This is a genomic window from Bradyrhizobium sp. 186, from assembly GCF_023101685.1.
GTDB lineage: Bacteria > Pseudomonadota > Alphaproteobacteria > Rhizobiales > Xanthobacteraceae > Bradyrhizobium.
Genome location: NZ_CP082164.1, coordinates 6,361,953 through 6,380,350, shown reverse-complemented (window position 1 = coordinate 6,380,350; position 18,398 = coordinate 6,361,953). Strand labels below are relative to the sequence as shown.

General features: G+C 62.3%; 19 protein-coding genes and 3 pseudogenes. 13 read left to right on the top strand and 9 right to left on the bottom strand.

What is annotated here, in order from left to right:
• Positions 1–64: 64 nt before the first annotated feature.
• Together IVB18_RS30765 and IVB18_RS30760 are read left to right on the top strand one after the other, a co-directional pair.
• Entirely contained in the window at positions 65–988 is a 924-nt protein-coding gene (locus IVB18_RS30765) for a hypothetical protein (protein ID WP_247984107.1), read from the top strand.
• Positions 985–1,998 (top strand): DUF2891 domain-containing protein, encoded by a 1,014-nt coding sequence (locus IVB18_RS30760; RefSeq protein ID WP_247984106.1) that lies wholly within the window; start codon positions 985–987, stop codon positions 1,996–1,998. Before IVB18_RS30765 ends, IVB18_RS30760 begins: the two co-directional genes overlap by 4 nt.
• Positions 1,999–2,538: 540 nt before the next feature.
• On the opposite strand, the gene IVB18_RS30755 is transcribed toward IVB18_RS30760, so the two are convergent.
• The 7 genes from IVB18_RS30755 to IVB18_RS30725 form a co-directional block, all read right to left on the bottom strand.
• Positions 2,539–3,477, bottom strand: coding sequence for an NAD(P)H-binding protein (locus IVB18_RS30755; RefSeq protein WP_247984105.1), 939 nt, complete (start codon positions 3,475–3,477; stop codon positions 2,539–2,541).
• Between the two features lie 86 nt (positions 3,478–3,563).
• Complete coding sequence (locus tag IVB18_RS30750; RefSeq protein ID WP_247984104.1) at positions 3,564–4,385, bottom strand: alpha/beta hydrolase; 822 nt, start codon at positions 4,383–4,385, stop codon at positions 3,564–3,566.
• Between the two features lie 134 nt (positions 4,386–4,519).
• Positions 4,520–5,530 (bottom strand): nitrilase-related carbon-nitrogen hydrolase, encoded by a 1,011-nt coding sequence (locus IVB18_RS30745; RefSeq protein WP_247984103.1) that lies wholly within the window; start codon positions 5,528–5,530, stop codon positions 4,520–4,522.
• Between the two features lie 105 nt (positions 5,531–5,635).
• A complete protein-coding gene (locus IVB18_RS30740; RefSeq protein WP_247984102.1) occupies positions 5,636–6,034 on the bottom strand; it encodes a hypothetical protein in 399 nt (132 codons plus the stop codon).
• Positions 6,035–6,196: 162 nt separating this feature from the next.
• Positions 6,197–6,571: a hypothetical protein gene (locus IVB18_RS30735; RefSeq protein WP_247984101.1), complete on the bottom strand. Its 375-nt coding sequence runs from the start codon at positions 6,569–6,571 to the stop codon at positions 6,197–6,199.
• Positions 6,572–6,615: 44 nt separating this feature from the next.
• Positions 6,616–7,068 (bottom strand): hypothetical protein, encoded by a 453-nt coding sequence (locus IVB18_RS30730; RefSeq protein ID WP_247984100.1) that lies wholly within the window; start codon positions 7,066–7,068, stop codon positions 6,616–6,618.
• Complete coding sequence (locus tag IVB18_RS30725) at positions 7,065–7,937, bottom strand: alpha/beta hydrolase (protein WP_247984099.1); 873 nt, start codon at positions 7,935–7,937, stop codon at positions 7,065–7,067. Before IVB18_RS30725 ends, IVB18_RS30730 begins: the two co-directional genes overlap by 4 nt.
• 147 nt (positions 7,938–8,084) lie before the next feature.
• Here IVB18_RS30725 and IVB18_RS30720 point away from each other — a divergent pair.
• The 6 genes and pseudogenes from IVB18_RS30720 to IVB18_RS30695 all read left to right on the top strand — a co-directional run bounded on the left by IVB18_RS30720 (position 8,085) and on the right by IVB18_RS30695 (position 12,568).
• Positions 8,085–9,040 (top strand): annotated as a pseudogene (locus IVB18_RS30720) (GlxA family transcriptional regulator).
• Positions 9,041–9,201: 161 nt separating this feature from the next.
• Positions 9,202–10,173, top strand: a complete 972-nt coding sequence (locus IVB18_RS30715) for a GlxA family transcriptional regulator (protein WP_247984098.1) — start codon at positions 9,202–9,204, stop codon at positions 10,171–10,173.
• Positions 10,174–10,341: 168 nt separating this feature from the next.
• Positions 10,342–10,488, top strand: a pseudogene (locus tag IVB18_RS30710) (GDP-L-fucose synthase); the annotation flags it as partial.
• 75 nt (positions 10,489–10,563) lie between these two features.
• Positions 10,564–11,007 (top strand): DUF2231 domain-containing protein, encoded by a 444-nt coding sequence (locus IVB18_RS30705; protein WP_247984097.1) that lies wholly within the window; start codon positions 10,564–10,566, stop codon positions 11,005–11,007.
• Positions 11,004–12,338 carry a sorbosone dehydrogenase family protein gene (locus tag IVB18_RS30700; RefSeq protein ID WP_247984096.1) on the top strand — a complete coding sequence of 445 codons (1,335 nt, stop codon included), beginning with the start codon at positions 11,004–11,006 and terminating at the stop codon, positions 12,336–12,338. Before IVB18_RS30705 ends, IVB18_RS30700 begins: the two co-directional genes overlap by 4 nt.
• Positions 12,339–12,364: 26 nt before the next feature.
• Positions 12,365–12,568, top strand: a complete 204-nt coding sequence (locus IVB18_RS30695) for a hypothetical protein (RefSeq protein WP_247984095.1) — start codon at positions 12,365–12,367, stop codon at positions 12,566–12,568.
• 16 nt (positions 12,569–12,584) lie between these two features.
• On the opposite strand, the pseudogene IVB18_RS30690 reads toward IVB18_RS30695, so the two are convergent.
• Both IVB18_RS30690 and IVB18_RS30685 read right to left on the bottom strand, forming a co-directional pair.
• Positions 12,585–12,970, bottom strand: a pseudogene (locus tag IVB18_RS30690) (type II toxin-antitoxin system VapC family toxin).
• The gene (locus tag IVB18_RS30685) at positions 12,967–13,224 is read right to left on the bottom strand and encodes a type II toxin-antitoxin system prevent-host-death family antitoxin (protein ID WP_247984094.1); all 258 of its coding nucleotides are present in this window, start codon (positions 13,222–13,224) and stop codon (positions 12,967–12,969) included. The pseudogene IVB18_RS30690 and the gene IVB18_RS30685 overlap by 4 nt, the downstream one beginning before the upstream one ends.
• A gap of 184 nt (positions 13,225–13,408) precedes the next feature.
• Between IVB18_RS30685 and IVB18_RS30680 the strand changes: the two genes are divergently transcribed.
• The 5 genes from IVB18_RS30680 (at position 13,409) to IVB18_RS30660 (ending at position 18,329) form a co-directional block, all read left to right on the top strand.
• A complete protein-coding gene (locus IVB18_RS30680) occupies positions 13,409–14,614 on the top strand; it encodes an MFS transporter (protein ID WP_247984093.1) in 1,206 nt (401 codons plus the stop codon).
• 236 nt (positions 14,615–14,850) lie between these two features.
• A complete protein-coding gene (locus tag IVB18_RS30675; protein ID WP_247984092.1) occupies positions 14,851–15,480 on the top strand; it encodes an outer membrane protein in 630 nt (209 codons plus the stop codon).
• Between the two features lie 238 nt (positions 15,481–15,718).
• Positions 15,719–16,948 carry a CaiB/BaiF CoA-transferase family protein gene (locus IVB18_RS30670; RefSeq protein ID WP_247984091.1) on the top strand — a complete coding sequence of 410 codons (1,230 nt, stop codon included), beginning with the start codon at positions 15,719–15,721 and terminating at the stop codon, positions 16,946–16,948.
• A gap of 182 nt (positions 16,949–17,130) precedes the next feature.
• Positions 17,131–18,009: a 3-keto-5-aminohexanoate cleavage protein gene (locus IVB18_RS30665; RefSeq protein ID WP_247984090.1), complete on the top strand. Its 879-nt coding sequence runs from the start codon at positions 17,131–17,133 to the stop codon at positions 18,007–18,009.
• Between the two features lie 104 nt (positions 18,010–18,113).
• Positions 18,114–18,329, top strand: coding sequence for a hypothetical protein (locus IVB18_RS30660; protein ID WP_247984089.1), 216 nt, complete (start codon positions 18,114–18,116; stop codon positions 18,327–18,329).
• Positions 18,330–18,398: the final 69 nt, after the last annotated feature.

Below are 18,398 nucleotides of genomic sequence, written 5' to 3'. Positions count from 1 at the left end.
ATCGATTTCAAGAATGTTGCGGAGAGTGGTCTATTGGGGCGGTAGACCTGATCGGACGAGGCGTATGCGATCCTCACTCCTGCGCCTCATCCCGTGCGGACCGACATTGCTGGCGTTTGGCGTGCTGCTCGGGCTTGTATGTCCGGCGCTCGCGGATCTGGCTCGCCCGTTGATGCCGACAACGATCTTCCTGATCGTGCTGGGGACGCTGTTGCGGATCGATGGCGAGGCGGTCGTCGCCGCGCTGCGTCGGCCGTCGCTGTCCGTGCTCCTGCCGGCCGTTGTCATGGTGGCCTGTCCGTTGACGATCGGTGTTGCCGGTCATGCCCTCGGTCTGGCTCCGGAACTCGCGCTTGCGATCGTGCTCGCCGTTTCGGCGCCGCCGTCGAGCGGCACGGCGGCGGTGGCGCGCATGCTCGGGCTCGACGGCGCGGTGCCGCTCGTCGTGACCGTGTTGTCCATGGTGCTGGCTCCGGTCACCGTGCCACTTCTGGCAGGCTGGTTCGGGGGGCTTGAGATCAGCGCACTCGAACTTGCGCTGCGGCTGGCGCTATTGATCGGCAGCGCCGAGGGCGTCGCTTTTCTGCTCCGCCGGCATGCGGCGCCAGTGCTGGCTGCCCATGGCGGCGTTGTCGACGGGGTCATCGTCACGGCGCTTCTCGTCTTTGCGGTGGCGACCATGACCGGCATCCGTGCGCAGATCGCGGCGGATTTGCAGGCCGCAATGCTCTGCCTCGTGCTTGCTTTCGCCTGCAATATTGCCCTTCAAGTTGCGGGCGCCGCGTTGCTGCCGGGGACTTTTGCCCAGCGGCTGACTGTCGGGCTCATTCTCGGCAATCGCAATGTCGGGCTGGTCTGGTCGGCGCTCGGCGCTGCCGCCTCGCCACGCATGGCTCTATACTTTGCGGCGACGCAATTGCCGATTTATATCCTGCCGCGCCTGATCGAGACGTTGATCGGCCGTGACAAACGAAAGGCCAGAGCATGACCACGTCCCGTCTCACCCGCGAGCACGCCGCGCATTTCGCTGGTATCGCGCTCGGCCATGTCGGGCGCGAATATCCGAACAATGTCGACCACGCGCTGGCTGAACCGGCGGATGCCCGCACGCCGAGCGAGCTGCATCCGATCTTCTACGGCAGCTATGACTGGCATTCCTGCGTCCACAGTTACTGGATGCTGGCGCGACTGTTGCGCCGCTTTCCGGATCTCGCAGCGGCGTCCGATATTCGTGCGCTGTTCGATGCGCAGTTCGTCCCCGACAAGGTCGCCTCAGAGTGCGCTTACTTTGCCCGCCCGACTGCCCGCGGCTTCAAGCGGCCATATGGCTGGGCCTGGCTGCTGAAGTTGGCGACCGAGCTGGCACTCCAGCCCGACGGTCGTTGGGGCCGCAGTCTCGCGCCGCTGTCCGAAGTCATCGCGCAGCGCTTTCGCGACTTCCTGCCGCTGTCGCTTTATCCCGTGCGTGTCGGAACACATTTCAACACGGCGTTTGGCCTGCGGATGGCGGCGGACTACGCCGGCATCAAGGGCGATGACGGGCTCGCCAGGCTGCTGCGCGAAACCGGCTTGCGCTGGTATGGCGAGGATCGCGACTGCCCGGCCTGGGGCGAGCCGAGCGGCGACGATTTCCAGTCCTCGGCCCTGATCGAGGCCGAGTGTATGCGGCGCCTGTTGCCGCCAGACGAGTTCTTGCCCTGGTTCGATCGGTTTCTGCCGCTTCTATCCGAGAAGCAGCCGGCAACGTTGTTCCGGCCCGCGACGGTGGCCGATCGTACCGATGGCAAGATCGCTCATCTCGACGGACTCAATCTCAGCAGGGCCTGGTGCTGGCGCTCTCTCGGCGAGGCCTTGCCGGCAAGCGACGATCGGCGCGCGGTTGCCCTCGACGCCGCGCGGGATCATCTGGCCGCGGGTCTTCCCCATATTACCGGCGACTACATGGGCGAGCATTGGCTTGCGAGCTTCGCGGTTCTCGCGCTCGACGATGAGGATTGAGTGTCGCCGATGCATGCAACCTAGCCAGGAGCATCAAGGACCTTAGAAGTGCGTTCGGGACGCAGCGGGCGCTCCGTAAGGATCATTGATCGGATCGCGACGTGAAGTGAATGTCGGCATCGGTGGTTGCATCTCCGGGATTTGAACCTTCCTCGCGCCCGAGCCGAATGTTCTGCGACCATGGGGCTCGCTATCGCCATTCTGACAACGAGAAATTCTGTAACGATCTCAAGGGGCCAAAAATGTCGAAAATGTCAGAATGGTCGCTGAAAATGCTACAGTACTTCCCGACTTCCAAGCTGAATACGAGGGTTCGATTCCCTTCACCCGCTCCAATCTTTCAAAGACTTAGCGAGAGGCTCGGATTTCATTCTGGGCGATCTGCATCTCGGTCCCGGAATTGAAGCTGAGCCGCTTGGTTTTGACCAATCGCCTAAACTAGACTCGCGGGACATCGACCCATAACTGAAGGTCACAGGTTCAAATCCTGCCGCGTAGCCACGCTCCTTTGCGAAGCCGTACCCCTGTCTACGATGCCGTTTATTCAGTCGCGCTCGAAGGCGCGACCGGTGCGAACGCATGTGCGTTCTTCTGCACGAATTCCCGAACGCTCATCGGACCCATGCCAGTCAGCCTTTCGACATCATTGCTGAGCCGATCGTACCGGTTGTCCTGATGTAGCCCCGCCATGGTCGCCACGTGCGCAACGACATGCGGGGGCATTCCGAAGGCGGCGAGTTGCCCCTTCATGACCTCAAGTGGAACGTTGACGTACGAGATGGTGCGACCAAGCGCGGCCGAGAACTCGCGTGCAACCGCGTCCATGTCCTGCGAAACCGGGCCGGTCAGATGGTAGGTCTGGCCGATATGCTCGGCGGGCTCACTCAAGATCTCGGCGAGTACCCGGGCGACATCGGCTGCAGCGATGGCTGAGTTCTTGCCCCTTCCAAAGGGCGCCATGATTTTGTCCTGCATGGAGACGGTTTTCGCGGTTTGAAGCAATAGCCCTTCCATGAAGGCCGTTGGTCGTACTTCCACCACCGGCAGCCCGGACCACGATAATATCTGCTCCGCCAACCAATGCTGCTTTTGCTGTGGGCTGGGGGTCGTATTGAAGATGTCCATCTCGTTGACGGTCATCTGGGAGAGATTGACGAACGCCTTTACGCCATGGTGCTTCGCGACGACGGTGACGTTGACAGCCGCTTCGAGATAGGTCGGCGCGACCGACATTGCGAAGCAGAGACGTTCGCACCCTTCGATCGCCCGATGTACCGCCATAAGATCGAGCAGATCGCCGACCACGACTTCTGCACCGAGCGCGCGCAACCTTGTGGCCCGGTCGTCGTCCACACGAACCTGCGCCCGTACCCGGAACCCACGGGCGAGAAGCAGCTCCGTCACGGAGCGGCCCACCGAGCCGATCCGTCCAGCCGCCCCGGTCACGAGAATCGGAAGTTCATGTTGTGCCTTGCTCATCTTTCGCCTCACTCAGAATGAATATGCTTTGCCGCGCGACGTATCCGCTTTGCGGCCGGTCGATCGGCAGGAGGACTTCGTCCCCGTCATCCCTTTAGGAAGGCCAGCAGGTCTGCGTTCACTTGATCGCCGTGGGTGACGCACATGCCATGTGGAGCACCGGCATATTCCTTCAGGCTCGCGTTTGGCAGGACCTTCACCGAACGCCGGGAGGCGATGTCGATAGGAACGATCTGATCGTCATTACCCTGCAGGAGCAGGGTTGGGATCGTCATCTTCCTGAGATCATCCGTGAAATCGGTCTCGGAGAAAGCCTTGATACAATTATACTCGCCTTGGAGGCTCCCCATCATGCCCTGAAGCCAGAAGGATTCGATCTGGCCCTGCGAAACCTTCGCGTTGGGACGGTTGTAGCCAAAGAACGGCATCGATAATTCCTTGAAGAACCCCGCCCGATCGGCAATTAGGCTCGAGCGCAGGCCATCGAACACGCTCATCGGCGCGCTGTTAGGGTTGGTGGGCGTCTGCGCCATATGGGGAGGCACCGCTGAAATTAGGACTGCTTTCGATACACGCGATGTGCCATGGCGGCCGATATAGCGCGCCACCTCGCCTCCACCGGTCGAATGGCCGATCATCGTCGCACCCTTGACGTCGAGCGTCTTGAGTAGCGTGGCGAGATCGTCGGCATAGGTATCCATGTCGTTGCCGGTCCACGTCTGATCCGATCGACCATGGCTGCGACGATCATGCGCGATAACACGATAGCCGTTGTTGCCCAGGAACAGCATCTGGGCGTCCCAAGCGTCTGCGGTGAGCGGCCATCCGTGAGAGAACGTCACGACTGGACCAGTGCCCCAGTCCTTGAAGTAGATCTTCGCGCTGTCTTTCATTGTCGCAGTCGTCATTGGATTCGATCCTTTGTGAGCAGGTTGGTAGGCTGGCGGCTTGGCGACCTTCGTCGCGTCCGTAAACGCCGCTTTCGGGAGGCCGAGCGTGGCGGCGAGACCGCCGCCAGCGAGAAGGAGATGCCGGCGTGAGGTCATGAGATTGTCGCCATTGCCGGGCGCGATCCCGCTTCTTCCGGCCGATCGGCCTGGTCGAGGGATTCCGGCGCTGGATGCGCGCTACGCTCATGCACATGGGACTTCGGCGTGCGGTCGATCAGCAGGCTGAGAAGTTCCGGTCGGCTGTAGTGACCGCGCGAGTCCATCAAACGCTTGCGCTTGTCGATGGCCCAGAAATCGAGATCGGCGATGACCTCGCCTTCGCCGGATCGCAGCGGCGCGCCCATCAATGCGCTCTCTGGAGAGACGATCGTGGTGAAGCAGCCGCTGGAAATCGGCTCGATGCTGCAGCCGGTATCCTTCATGATCTGGGCTTGCTGCTCAGCGTTCAGCCAGGCGGTCGCACAAACCACGAAGCATCCGGCCTCCAGTGCGTGCTGGCGGATATTGACTGAAATCTGCTCGGAGAAACCGTCGCCCGCGAACGAGCCAGGATACATAGCCGAGTGAATCTGCTCGCCGTCGGCCATCAAGGCGTAGCGGGCTAGGGGGTTGTAATGCTCCCAGCAGGCGAGTTGACCGATGCGCCCTACGGCGCTGTCGACACAGCGCAGCCCAGAGCCATCGCCCTGACCCCAGACCATGCGTTCATGATAGGTCGGAGAAATCTTGCGACGGTGCTGGATGAGTGTGCCGTCAGCATCGAACAGGAGTTGCGCGTTATAGATCGTGCCGCCATCGCGCTCGTTGACGCCGACGGAGACGACCATGCCGCCTTGCTTGGCGGCCTCGCCGATAGCCCTGGTGGCGTCAGACGGCACGGTCACCGCCTGATCGAGCAACTTGTAGTGCTCCGCGCCCATCAGGTAGGGCGCTTCGACGAAGGAAAAATAGGGGTAGTAGGGAATGACCGTTTCCGGGAAGGTCGCGAACTGGACGCCTTGGCGCCCAAGCTCGAGAATCTTCTTGACGACTTTGCCAACAGTGCCGTCCCGGCTGTAGAGAACGGGACTGATCTGCACGGCTGCGGCTTTGACAACAGGCATCGTGACGGGTCCTTCTTGGCGGGTTGTTAGTGTAATCTTTGGTCCGCGCGACGCGGCTTCACCATGCCCCAGCCGGCTTCGATCGGTTGGTGAACGCTACCAAGGTTACAACGAGGCCCGCGGGTCGCATTGCGAACGCGGAGGTTCGGCGATGAGCATGGCGAGCGGCGCAAGCGGGCCGATAGCGATCAGCTCGAATTCCATCATTCCAGCGACGCCGAGTGGAAGCTTCTCCAGGAGTTCGTGCGCCTCTGCCGTGCTGGTGGCGTTCACGATGAAGACAACGCCGCGGCCCTCTGTCTGGGAGAACCACTGCTCGATTTTTCCGGCGAGATGATTGCGAACCGTCGCGCGAACCTCATGGGGTCGGACCGAGGCGATCGCCCCGGGTGTACCCTTCGCTGTGACCGAGCCGATTGCCAGGATCTTGGTCATCGCACCGACAACGGAAGCGAGCGCGGGCAATATCTCGGCATGGACGCGCGGATTCTTGACGTCAGCCATTTTGCTGTTTGCTCTCGTCGTATCGGTGTGGGGAGGGGAAGCGACTTCGCGGTATCCATAAAAAACACCCGAAGCGGAGCGATCGGGCGGTCACGAAGCTACGAAAGCGGTCCGATCGAGTCTGGACTGTTACCAAACTCAAGACGACGCCCGCGGGTCGCATTACGGACGGGGAGGTTCTGCGATGAGCATGGCGAGCGGTGCGAGCGGCCCAAGAGCGATCAGTTCGAATTCCATCATGCCGGCGACGCCTAGAGGAAGTTTTTCCAGGAGTTCGTGCGCCTCTGCGGTACTGGTGGCGTTCACGATGAACACGACGCCGTAGCCCTCCGTCTGGAAGAACCATTGCTCGATCTTGCCGGCGAGATGGTTGCGAACCGTTGCGCGGACTTCGTGGGGCAGGACGGGGGCGATCGCCTCGGGCGTTCCCTTGGCCGTTACCGAGCCGATCGCCAGGATCTTGGTTGTCGGACCAACGACGGCGGCAAGTGCGGGCAGTATCTTCGCATGGACGCGGGGGTTCTTGTTATCGGACATTTTTGCTGTTTCCTTTTGTTGAATCGGTTCTTGGCAGCTGCCAACTACTTCGCAGGCTCAGTCAAAAGCACGCGGAGCGGGGCGATCGGGCCGAGTGAGATGATCTGGAACTCCATCAGCCCGGCCTGGCCGAAAGGAAACTTGCCCAGCAGGTCCAGAGCCTCCTTCGGATCGGTGACGTTCATCATGAAGACGACGCCGCTCTGGTCCTGCTTGAGGTACCACTGGTCGATTTTCCCAGCGAGATAGAGCCGTACCGTGTCGCGCACTTCGGCAGGCAGGAGCGGCTTCCACCGCTCCGGCGACCCTTTGGCTGTGAAGGTGCCGATCGCGAGCAATTTGGTCGTCGGGACGTCGAGGCTCGATGATGGTGGCGCTGACTGAGCGAACGAAGCGGTCGGGCTGATCACCGCCAGTACCGTGACGAGGCCAACGGCGCGAGCGAGCTTGGTCAAGCGTACGCGAACGGTGAGCTTGTCGAGCGCGCGCGGGCTCATGACAGCATCGCCTTCGCTACTTGCGCGGGCTCATCGGCCTGCAGCCAATGGCCCGCCGGTATGACGGTGAGGGACGCATTTTTGAGCTGAGATTGACGCCGCTCGGCCATGGCGACGGGGAAGTAGGGGTCGTATTGTCCCCAGATCAGCTTGACCGGAATATCGAGCGTCTTGAGCGCGGTCAGATGCTTGGCGTTTCGGGCGTGTTCATCGAAGAATTCCGCCGCCAACTGCACGAAGGCAGGACCGGCGCCGGGTTGGGCGATGAAGTTGTCGCTGATCAGCGGACCGATGAACGCGCTGAAATGGGGTCTTTGCGCCTCAGGCAAGGGGTCCAGGAATTTCTTCTGCTGCCATTTCAGCAGCCAGCCAAACTGTTCGGGGCTCTGGGCGATCGCTATTGCAAGGGCCTGCATGCTCCGAGTCGCAAAGAGCGTGATCATCTCGGGCCAAAGAACCGTGGCGTCCTCGCTATAGGCCGAGTTGAGCATGATCGCGGAGTCGACGCCTCCCGGATGGGCGAGCGCGTAGTTGAGCGTCGCCATCCCGGAGGAATCGTGAGCCACCGGAACGATCTTTCCCAGGCCCAGCCCCCCGACGACCGCTTCAAGGTCGCCCAGTTGCTGCTTAAAGCTATAGACAGCGCCGGCGGGCTTGTCCGAGGCGCCGAAGCCCAGGAAGTCGAACGTCACCACGCGCCGGCCGCTGGCAACCAGGAACGGGATCAGGTCATCCCAGATATGCAGGTTATCAGGGAATCCGTGCATGAGCACAAAAGCCGGGCCAGAACCCACATAATCTCGAGCGTAGACTTTTCCTTCTCCCCTGGGAATGCGATGCTCGACGAAAGCGGCGTGATCGGAATACATGCATCATCCTTTCTTCCTCACGGAAGCGCTGACATGCGCGTCGTTTAGCGGCGAGGAGCCAGTGCGAGGTTTGTTGCTCGGACTCTAGCGATTACGGCGGGGCTGACGTAGGTCGTTCTTGCCACCATTCGTGCCACAGGAGCGAAAATGCATCGGGTCGGTTTCATCGTGCCGCCACGGTTTCAACTGATGAGCCTTGCGGCCCTGACGGCATTCGAAATCGTCAATCTGCCCCCGGCCGACCAGCGCTACGACATCCATTTGTTGTCAGAACATGGCGGTCCGGTTCGGTCTTCCTCAGGGATGACGCTGGAAACCGAGGCGTTCGGAGATCCCGCCTTCGACACAGTCATCGTGGGTTCGATCACCGAGATGGAGATGCCTTCCTCCGATGCTACTATGATCGCATTCGTGCAGGAAGCCGCCAAGGCGTCGAGGCGGGTCGCCTCGATCTGCAGCGGAGCGTTTGTGCTGGCTGAAGCGGGCCTTCTGAGTGGTCGACGTGCGACGATGCACTGGGCCATGCCGCTAGCTTCAGGGCTCGGTTTCCGGATGTCAGGGCGGAAGAGGACCGGATCTTCATCAATGACGGTCCAGTCTGGACGTCGGCGGGAATGACCGCGGGGATCGACCTCGTTCTGGCGTTGATCGACAATGATCTTGGTCCCGAAGCCGCGAAAATGGTCGCCAGGCTTCTGGTCATGAACCAGCGTCGGATGGGTGGACAAAAACAGCATTCCGCACTCCTTGATATGACGCCGAAGTCCGATCGCATCGAATTGGTCCTGGCGTACATCCGTCAGAATTTGCGGAAGCCGCTCACGATCGAGGAGCTTGCGGCGGTCGCTAGCCTAAGCCCCCGCCAGTTCAGCCGCACCTTTCTGGGTGAGACCGGCCAGTCACCAGCAAAGGCTGTGGAGCGGCTTCGGCTGGAGGCCGCCAGGTTCATGATCGAAGAGGGACGACACACGGTTAATGTCGTGGCGCAGGAAACGGGCTTTGCGGACCGAGAACGCATGCGTCGCGCGTTCCATCGGACCTTCGGCGTGCCGCCGGAGATATTGCGCAGGAACGCTCGACGGGAGGCGGTGGCGGCTGCCTGACTTGGGCCGTCAAGGATGTAGGCTTTTGAGTCAGGCTCTTAACGTGGCGCCGAACGGCGCTCTCGGCCCATCCGGCTCGCGCGTGAGCATCCGGGGAGAGCGTGCCTCCTAGATGATACAGATCTGGACTATCATCCGCATTTCGGACACCAGGAGTAGCCATGCATCGGGTAGGTCTCATTGTCCCGCACGGCTTCCAGCTCCTGAGCCTTGCGCCCATGACGGCATTCGAAATGACGGGTTTCGGACTTGCGAAGCCACCTCCGGTCGATTTTCACTATGACCTCCATCTGTTGTCGGAACATGGCGGTCCCGTTCGATCTTCCTGTGGTTTGACCGTTGACACCGAAGCATTCGGCGATCCGGCTTTTGATACAATTATTGTCGGTGCGATCACCGCGTTCGAAATGGCTCCATCAAGCGCAAACTTGATCGCCTTTGTGCAAAAAGCTGCCAGGGCGTCGAGGCGTACTGCCTCATTTTGCAACGGGGCGTTTGTTCTCGCTGAAGCCGGACTTCTCGATGGTCGCCGTGCGACGACGCATTGGATTCAAGCGGCGAGTTTCAAGGCTCGGTTTCCGGATGTCAGGATGGAGGAGGACCGGATCTACATCAATGACGGTCCGATCTGGACGTCGGCTGGAATGACCGCAGGAATCGATCTTGTCTTAGCGATGATCGATAAGGACCTGGGTCCCGAAGTTGCGAAAGTCGCTGCCAAGCTTATGGTCATTAATCAACGTCGGATGGGCGGACAAACACAGCATTCCGCTCTTCTCGACATGACGCCGAAATCCGATCGCATCGAATCGGTCGTGGCGTACATTCGTCAAAATCTGCGGAATCCGCTCACAATCGAGGAGCTTGCGGCCGCCGCCAACCTCAGCCCTCGTCAGTTCAGCCGCTCTTTTCTGGCCGAGACGGGTCAGTCTCCGGCGAAGGCCGTCGAGCGACTTCGGCTGGAAGCTGCCAGGTTCATGATGGAGGAAGGGCGGCACACCGTTAACGTCGTTGCGCAAGAAGCGGGTTTTGCTGACCGCGAACGCATGCGGCGGGCGTTCATCCGGGCCTTCGGTGTGCCCCCTGAGGTGTTGCGCAGGATTGCTCGACGGGAGGCGGTGGCGACTGCCTGACTTTGGGTCTGGCCAAGGTTTTCTGTCAGGATTGGCATCTACGGAGCGCCATTCTCTTTGGAGATGACCCCACTAAGCAGCGAGCCTGGGAATTGACCGCTCGACCAATCGCAAGAATCGGGTGTTGCGTACGATCGAGCCGAACGTTCAGCGACCATGAGGCTCGCAATCAGTTTCGACACCTCGCGTCCCGACGGTACGCCGCGCAAGCTGCTAGACGTCAGCCGCTTCGCCAGGCTCGGCTGGCCCGCGACGACCTCGCTTCACGATGGGTTGAAGCGGACGTATGCGGCGTATCAGGCCGGCGCGCGGTGACTGAGCTGGAGTAGGAACCTTCACTGTCAGCACGAGTTGCCCGGTCGGGTAGGGCGAAATGTCACGAGGCCAACCGTGCAAGAAGCTGTGCGCCTGCGTTCCACCGCGCAAATCGCCGGCCATCCGATACATCCGATGCTGGTGCCGATTCCGATCGCGTGCTTCATCGGGGCATTGCTGACCGACATCGCCTATGCCGTCACCGCCGAGATCATGTGGGCGAACTTCTCCGCCTGGCTTTTGATCGTCGGCGTTATCTTCGGCGTGCTGGCGGCCATCGCAGGCCTGACCGACTTCCTCGGCAACCGGCTGGTGCGAGCACAGGCGTCGGCCTGGCCGCACCTGATCGGCAACGCCGTGGCGCTGATCCTGGCGATCGTCAATGCGCTGATCCACACGCGCGACGCCTGGACCTCGGTGTGGCCAACGGGGCTCGCTCTTTCGGTGATCCCCGTCCTGATCCTGCCCGTCACCGGCTGGGCCATGGTGTATCGCCACGGTGTGGGAGTTGCGCGATGACGTCCATGTTTATCCGCGCACTGCTGTGCTCTTCGCTTTTGTGTCTTGCCGGCTGCGATGACGGAAGCGGCGATCCCAAGGCGCAGATCGGTGCCAATCCGACTTTGCCTGACATCCAGCAATATCTGCTGCCGCCGATACACATCGCGCGCATCGTCGGCTGGAAGAAGGACGAGACGCCAACCGTCGCGCAGGGCTTGCAGGCCAAGGCGTTTGCGACGGGCTTGCAGCATCCGCGATCGCTCTACGTGCTGCCCAATGGCGACGTGCTGGTGGTGGAATCCAAGGCGCCGAAGGGCGCCGCGATCAAGCGGCCCAAAGAAATCGTGATGGGCTTTGTCGAATCCTGGGCGACATCCGGCGGCGATACCGGTCCGAGCAACCGCATCACGCTGTTGCGCGACAGTAATGGCGACGGCGTGCCGGATACGCAAAGCGTCTTTCTCGACCATCTCAACTCGCCGTTCGGTGTCGCGTTGGTCGGCAACGATCTCTATGTCGCCAATACCGATGCGATCGTCAGATATCCCTATACGGAAGGCGACACCAGGATCACCGCGCCCGGCACGGTGCTGACGCCGCTGCCGGGCGGGCCGATCGACCATCACTGGACCAAGAGCCTCGTCGCAAGCCCCGACGGTTCGAAACTCTATGCCGGCGTCGGCTCCAATAGCAACATCACCGAGAACGGCATGGAGGCCGAGCACAATCGTGCCAGCATTCTCGAGGTCGACCGCGCCAGCGGCCGCTGGCGCATCTTTGCAAGCGGCTTGCGCAATCCGAATGGCCTGAGCTTCGAGCCGCAGAGCGGCACCCTTTGGACGGTGGTGAACGAGCGCGACGAGCTTGGTCCCGATCTCGTTCCCGACTACATGACGTCGGTCAAGGACGGCGGCTTCTATGGCTGGCCCTATAGCTATTTCGGTCAGCATATAGATCCCCGCGTCAAGCCGGAGCGGCCTGACCTCGTCGCCAAGGCGATCGTGCCGGACTACGCATTGAGCTCGCACGTTGCCCCGCTGGGGCTCGCCTTTTCCACCGGCACCAGCCTGCCGAGCGCCTATCGCGGCGGCGCCTTCGTCGGCGAGCACGGCAGTTGGAATAGGCATGTCTTGAACGGCTACAAGGTCGTGTTCGTGCCGTTCAGCGACGGCAAGCCGAGCGGACCAGCACAGGACGTCGTCACCGGCTTCTTGAACAGCGACAATCAGGCGCGCGGGCGCCCGGTCGGCGTCGTCATCGACAAGACCGGGGCGCTGCTGGTCGCCGACGACAGCGGCAACACGGTGTGGCGGGTGAGCTCAGCGCATCCGCAGCTCACGGAGCGATAGACGTCAAGAACTTGAGGAGATGGACTATGGGCCTTGCTCAATATGCCATCGTGCCGGTCCAGCACGAATGGGGCGTGCTGCACGACGGCAACGTCAACGGCAAATATGCCACCAAGGAATCGGCATTCGAATCGGCCGTGGCTGCCGCCTCGCTGGCGCTCCGCCAGGGGCATGAAGTTCACGTCAGCGTGCCCGGCCGCGAAGCAGGCGAGACTGCGCTCGGGAGCTAGGACGGCTGAGGGCAAATCAGGTCGCCCTTCCAATATCCGTCCTCGCAAAATCATCGCCAACGTAGAGCAACGCGCAGCCGTGTTTTTTTGGCCACCTCATAGGCAAAGCAATCGCCGAGGTTGAGGCCGGCGGGATGGGGGCCTTTTCCCCATCGTGAATAGACCTGCGCGATACGTTGGGCGGACGCTTGCGTAACCGGGATCACGTTCAAGCCGAGGTCGTCGATCAGGCTGGTCATCTCATCGCCGACACCACGCCGTGCGGCGACGATCAGGCTCTCGGCGACGGTGCCGGCCGAGATCAGAATCTCGTCGGGCGGTCTCCAGCGCTGTGATGCAGATATCGGCTTGCGGCTCATCAAGCACGATTGCCATGAGCGCCGACGTGTCGACCGCGATCATTTGGGCAGGCCGTCGTCACCGAAGAGAAAGTCCTGACTGCGGGCCGCGCTTGGTCCAGGAGCAGCTTTGGCGGCGCCGCTCTTCCGCGCCGCTTCAAGCACGGACCGACGGGTTGCCCGATCCGGCTGAAGTTTGATTGGAACGAGCCGTACCGCGGCGTGTCCGTGCCGCGTCAAGATCACCTCGTCGCCAGCTTCTGCGCGGCGGACGAGCTCCGTCAATTGTCCCTTGGCATCGGTCACGGAGACCCGCATCTCACTGCCCTCTGAAAGCTTTTCAAAAAATGGACCAGAAGATGGTCCAAGTCAATGATGATAGCCAGCGCCCTGCGAGCGACGCCCCTTTGCCATTCGGAACCGGCATTCCTCGACTCTGCGATCTACAGCTAAGAGATGTCTGTTGGCGTGATCCGCGCCTGCCGGGCAAGCGACTTTTGGAATGCGGTTCTTGAAATCTGACAGCAGGCTCATCGGCGTCCTGCTGGTGCTGGCGATCACCCAACTCGTCGGATGGGGCACGATCGGACTTCCCGCCATCGTCGGGCGCGATCTCGCGGCCGATCTCGGCATGAGCCTGCCGGCGGTGTTCGCCGGCACCTCGGTGCTTTATATCGCGATGGGGCTGTGCGCCCCCTGGCTCGCCAAGGTCTTTGCGCGACATGGCGCGCGAAAGGTCATGATGGTCGGCACGGTTCTGGCCGCGCCGGGCTTCGTTCTTCTCTCCTTCGCGCGCGAGCCGATGCTCTATTTCGCGGCCTGGATCGTCCTCGGCGTGGCCGGCAGTGCCACGCTCTCGACCGGCGCCTATATCATGCTGAACGAGATCGCCGGGCGGCAGGCCAAGAACGCCATCGGCGCGCTGATGCTGGTGACGGGGCTGTCGAGCAGCATCTTCTGGCCGACGACATCGTTCCTGAGCGCTCACCTCGGCTGGCGCGGGACGTGCCTCGTCTACGCGGCCATGCTGATCCTCGTGTCCGTTCCGCTCTATGCATTCGCCGCCCCGCGCCGGAGCGCCGCGAAGGACGACGGTCGCGCGCCGATAAAGCCTGCGGATGCGCCTCCGATTCCTCGGAGCACGTTCGGCCTCGTCATCGCCGCGATCACGCTGAATGCCTTCGTCAATTTCGGCCTCGGCGCCATTCTGATCGAGCTGTTGAGGGCGGAGGGGCTGGCACCGGCGCAAGCACTTGCCTTTGGCTCGATGCTGGGGGTGATCCAGGTCAGCGCCCGCGGGCTCGACTTCCTCGGCGGCGGGCGATGGGACGGAATCACGACGGGTCTGGTCGCAGGGACGGCGCTGCCGATCGCCATGCTGCTCCTGATGCTGAGCGAGGGGGCAACCTGGGCGGTCGCGCTCTTCATCCTGCTCTATGGCGCGGGCAGCGGCGCCATGGCGGTAGCGCGGGCAACGATCCCGCTCGTGTTCTACGACCAGGCCGAGTTCGCCAAGACGATGTCCATGATCGCGCTGCCGCTCAATCTCGCTTCCGCGATCTCTCCGCCGCTCCTTGTCGGCCTGCTCACCCAGTTCGGCAGCCGCGGCGCGCTCGGTCTCACTTTTGTCTGCTCCTGCGCAACGGTGCTGATCCTGGTCCTGCTCGGCCGACGGCGCCCGCGAATCGTGGCCGTCGGCGCGGTGTGAAGCCCAGGCTTGGCGGCGCCGAGGCGCATTCGGCGGTGCTCGCCTCCATAGCTGTTGGTTGCGTGAAACTTTCTCTTCGTTTTCAGCGAGTGTCGCCCGGCCGCAACAGCAAAAGTGCGGGGAATTCGCTAGAGTTGAAGTCCGTCACTCCCGCCCGGCTGGAATTCCCATAAATCGGATGTTGATTTGCCTCGCCGCGCTGGTCTGCCGCCGCGGCGGCAGCGCATGCTGCCGACTTGCCGGTCAAAGCCCCGCGTTCGGTCGTCGTGCCACCTTACGGCTGGACCGGCTTCTATGCGGGCGTCCAGGGTGGCTACGAATGGAGCCGCGACCGCACCACAGAGTTTAACCTCGGCGGACTGCCGACCGGCTTCAGCCATGGTTTCAGCCCGAGTGGTGGGTTCGGCGGCGTGCATGTGGGCTACAATTATCAGTTTGACAGGATCGTGCTCGGCATCGAAGGCGATGTGGACGTCGGCCGAGCAAGTGACGGTTTCTCCCTTGGCGTTCTCGCGTTCAACGCTCGCAAGGACTGGGAAGCCTCCATTCGCGGACGGCTAGGCGTGACGCCGATCGACCGCCTGCTGCTGTATGTTACAGGCGGTGTCGCGTTCACCGAACTGAAGTATCACTGGGACGCGGGTATCCCCTCGCCAGTTGCGCCCGTGGACGCCAACATCGCGAAGACCGGATGGACCGTGGGCGCCGGTGGCGAGGCGGCGCTGACCAATCGCGTCACGGCGCGGCTGGAATATCGCTACAGCGATTTCGGCACCACGCGCTTCGATTGGCCTTCCATCCTCGGAACTTACGAGCAGCATCCGCGCTTTCAATCAGTGCGCGGTGGAGTGAGCGTCAGGTTCTAGCCATCGTCGGCGCTGCCGGGAAGTCCATTGGCCGGTGCGGTTAGCCCGCGCCCCCCTTGCTCGGCTGGTGCGATATTCGCCACGCGGAAATTCGACGCCGTCGGTTGATTGCCACTGCCCGGGCGATGGCCGTATGCCGCCAGTGCAGTGCTCAGGGCTCGAAAATAGTGTATCCGCAGGGAGCGCGGCCAGGGCTCGAGCCGGCCGCGCCAATATCCAGTTCCCGGAGGAAACCTACATGTCGGCCCTGCCGCTTTCAGGCATCAAGATCCTTGATCTCACACGCGTCCTCGCCGGGCCCTTGTCGGCCCAGATGCTGGGCGATCTCGGCGCCGAGGTGATCAAGATCGAGCGGCCGGGCACCGGCGACGACGCGCGCGCCTTCGGCCCGCCTTACCTGACCGATCCCGAGGGCAAGGCGAACAACAACAACTCGTTCTACCTCTGCGCCAACCGCAACAAGAAGTCGGTCACCGTCAACATCGCCAAGCCCGAGGGGCAGGCGATCATCCGTGAGCTCGCCAAGGACGTCGATGTCTTCATGGAGAACTACAAGGTCGGCGATCTCAAGCGCTACGGCCTCGACTATGAATCGCTCAAGGCGATCAACCCCGGCATCATCTATTGCTCGGTGACCGGTTTCGGCCAGACCGGCCCGTACGCGCCGCGCGCCGGCTATGACGCCATCCTGCAGGCGATGGGCGGCCTGATGAGCGTCACCGGCCACATCGACGGTGAGCCCGGCGAGGGCCCGATGAAGGTCGGTCCCTCGATCGTCGACTACATGACCGGCATGAACACCTCGATCGGAATTCTCTCGGCGCTTTACCATCGCGACGCCAATGGCGGGGAAGGACAGCACATCGATGTCTGCCTGCTCGATACCGTCATCGCATCGTTGTCGCACTGGCTACAAATCTACCTCGTTAACGGCAAGACGCCGCCGCGCCGCGGCACCTGGGGCAATGGTGGCATGCCGGCCGGCGTGTTCCGCTGCACCGACGGCGAGCTGATGCTGGTGGTCGGCAATGACGGCCAGTTCCAGCGGACCTGCGCCGTGCTCGGCGAACCCGAGCTCGCCAACGACAAGCGCTTCATCAAGAACAATGACCGCGTCGTGCACGGCAAGGAGATCATGGCGATCTTCGCCGGCCTGTTCCTTAAAAAGCCGGTGGCCTACTGGCTGGAGGAGCTCGAGAAAGCCGGCGTGCCCTCAGGTCCCATCAACGATTTCCCGCAGGTATTCGCCGATCCCCACGTCCAGTCGCGCGGCATGCGGGTGAAGACGACGCACAAGTTCGAGCCGGAGCTGTCCCTGATCCGCAACGCGCTGACCTTCTCGGAGACGCCGATCGAGACCTATCGCGCCCCGCCGCTGCTCGGCGAGCACACCCAGGAGGTGCTCGGCGGCAAACTCGGCTATGATGCCGGCAAGATCGAGACGCTGAAGAAGCAGGGCGTGATCTGACTTTCTTCCCCTCTCCCCTTGTGGGAGAGGGTGGCTCGCCGCGTAGCGGCGAGACGGGTGAGGGGTCTGTCTCCGCGGATAGAAACCCCTCATCCGGCGCTGCGCGCCACCTTCTCCCACAAGGGGAGAAGGAAGAGGGCCGGCGATCGCGTTGAGTTATTACGGACATAGGGCGACATCGCATGACGACCACCAAGACCATCATCACCTGCGCCATTACCGGCAATCTCACGAAGCCCGAGCAGTCGCCGTATCTCCCGATCACACCGGAGCAGATCGCAACCAGCGCGCTGGAGGCGGCCGAAGCCGGCGCCGCCATCGCCCACATCCATGTGCGCGATCCCGCGACCGGCCGGCCCTCGATGGCGATCGATCTCTACCGCGAGGTGGTGGAGAATATCCGTGCCAGCAACAAGAGCCTTGTCATCAACCTCACGACCGGGCCTGGCGGACGTTTCGTCCCCTCGGTGGAGGATCCCCGCGTCGCCGGCCCGGGCACCACGCTGCTCCAGCCTGAAAAACGCGTCGAGCATATCGAGCTGCTCAAGCCCGACATCTGCACGCTCGACCTCAACACCATGAATTCCGGCGGCGAGGTCGTGATCAACACGCCGCGCAATGTCCGCATCATGGCCGAGCGGATGAAGGCTGTCGGCGTGCTGCCGGAGATCGAGCTATTCGATTCCGGCGACTGCCATCTCGCGCGCGATCTCTTCGCCGACGGCACGCTGAAGGGGCCGGGTCTGTTCTCTCTCGTGCTCGGGGTCAAATACGGCTTCTCCGCAACGCCGGAGACGATGTTCTATGCCCGCAGCCTGCTCCCGCCGGGCGCGATCTGGTCCGGCTTCGGCATCGGGCGGGCCGAATTCCCGATGGTGGCGCAGGCCTGGCTGCTCGGCGGCCATGTCCGCGTCGGCATGGAGGACAATCTCTATATGTCCAAGGGCGTGCTGGCGAAGACCAATGCCGAGCTGGTCGCGCACGCCGCAGGCATCCTCAAGAGCCTCGGCGCGACGGTTGCGACCGCGAATGACGCACGCGTGATGCTCGGGCTGGCGTGAGGCTTGCGCGCAATCCCCAGATAATCCCGGTCCGTACTCACACAGGCTTCCGCTTCGCGCGCGACTCAGATTCGATCCTCCCCACTGAATCCGGGAGGGAGCGAATGTCCTACACGATCGGGTTTCAAGCCAAGAACCAGAAGGCAATCCTGGCGACCGAGGCGGCAACGGCCAACCAGGCCGTCGCGATCGTTGCCGCGTTGCGGCGAAGCGCTGACGAAATAAAGTTCATCCGCTCGCCGCAGGAAGGCGAGATGGGCATCGAGATGCTGCTGCTGCTCGCCAAGGAAGAGGCCGAGGAGATGCCGCAGGGGGCGTAAAGCGCTCCAACGATCACACTTCGATCAGAAGCGAAGCATGCCGGCTGCAAGATAATGTAGTCAGGCGCT